Annotated in this window: 1 protein-coding gene; it reads right to left on the minus strand. The window is 44.4% G+C overall.

Annotated elements, in window-relative coordinates; genetic code table 11:
• Positions 1-200 precede the first annotated feature (200 nt).
• Positions 201-1,659 (minus strand): HD-GYP domain-containing protein (locus tag AB4653_RS03895; RefSeq protein WP_372103377.1); only part of this gene is annotated, 1,459 nt, incomplete at its 5' end.

A 1,659-nucleotide genomic window follows, 5' to 3' on the forward strand; every position in this document is an offset into this window, starting at 1 on the left:
CCAGCATATATATGCTGGTTTTTTTATAGAATCTTATTCAGTCACTCTTCCTGTTTCGTTTAACTTAATACTCGAATGAAGCTGACTCAAAAAATCACTCTGCGGCCTAACCTATATAACTATTGTAGCCTGTATAACACCCCATAACTTACTGTAACCTGTATAGTCGGAGCCTGTATAGTTAGTGGTTTTCGAAAAGACTAATCAGGTTGAGCAACAAAGCTTTCTCGTTCAAGTTCACTTTGCATGTTTTTTCCATCCTTGTAGGTCGCGGCAATTGAAACGAACTCTTGTTCGACGGCCAGAAAAGCTTGGACAACTTGCGGGTCAAAATGGGTCCCATTGCCCTCCAAGATAATCTGTTTCGCTTGCTCATGAGTAAAGGCTGGCTTGTAGACTCGCTTCGATATTAATGCGTCATAAACATCGGCCAATGCCATTAAGCGACCGGATAATGGGATCTCTTCACCAGACAACTGATTTGGATAACCGCTGCCATTCCATTTCTCGTGGTGAGTGAGAGAAATCTCTTTCGCGACTCTTAAGAAAGAACTGCTTCCCAATTGCTTTTCTGCAATAGATAACGCTTCGGCGCCAATAGCAGGGTGACCTTTCATTATCTCAAACTCTTCATCCGTCAGTTTGCCCGGTTTTAGCAGCACACTGTCAGGTACTCCAACCTTACCTACATCATGCAGTGGGGCAGATTTATAAAGCAGCTCGATATAGTTGGGTGTTAATAAGGTCGCGTGAGCTTCAGATTTGCTGAGCTCCAGTGCGAGTACCTTTACGTATTCTTGAGTTCGTAAAATATGGGCGCCAGTTTCATTGTCTCGAGATTCAGCTAGTGCAGATAAGCTAACAATCGCGACGTCACGTGTGGTTTTTACTTCGTCTTGAGCGTTTTCGAGGCTATCAAGCATGGTATTGGTCATAGATGCTATTGACCCAAGCTCGTTGTAGCTAAATATAGGTAAGCGAACGCCTGGCTCACCATTAGTTACTTTACTTAATGCGTGCTCTTGGCTTAGAAGAATACGTCTAATCAGCTGGCTCCATAGAGTCATGATGGTTATCGCGTATCCACCTAGTACAACCGCCAAATAAATGAACTCTTTGATCACGCTGATCTTGCCCGTACCATCTAGCAAACGGCCGGGGTTGTGTTCTAGCCAGAAGATGTCTTTGACGGCCACCATAGTCAGCATGGTGGTCAGTGTTACCAGAAGCACGATGACCAAACCAATCATTTGTTTAACCAGTGAACTTCTTTCACCTATCAGGTGGAAGTCAAATTGCCCAGTCATCTCCATTTCATCTATTTGGCTAAGCTTCGCTTTCAGTTGAAGAATGGTACCGGTAAAGAAACCAAATAGGCTCATGCCGAACAGCACTTTCAAGTTACTGTCTATCGTGAAGTCGTAGCTTAGGTTGTAGTAGAGCGCGAAAGGAATACTCGCGGCAAAGAACAACATAGTATCGAGTTGTGCAAATCGACCTTGTTTGACTAAGGTGTGCTGCGATAGCAAATAATGACGCGCTAGCCACAATAAGATAAAGACACTACTGACTTGGGTGAAAATTTCTAACGTCGTTAAGCTTTCGAGCATCGGGCATACCCGACTGCCGTAGGTGCCAAATAGCACGCCAGCGATGACG

The sequence above is a fragment of the Vibrio sp. 10N.222.48.A3 genome (assembly GCF_041475345.1).
In the GTDB taxonomy this organism is placed as follows: domain Bacteria; phylum Pseudomonadota; class Gammaproteobacteria; order Enterobacterales; family Vibrionaceae; genus Vibrio; species Vibrio tasmaniensis_A.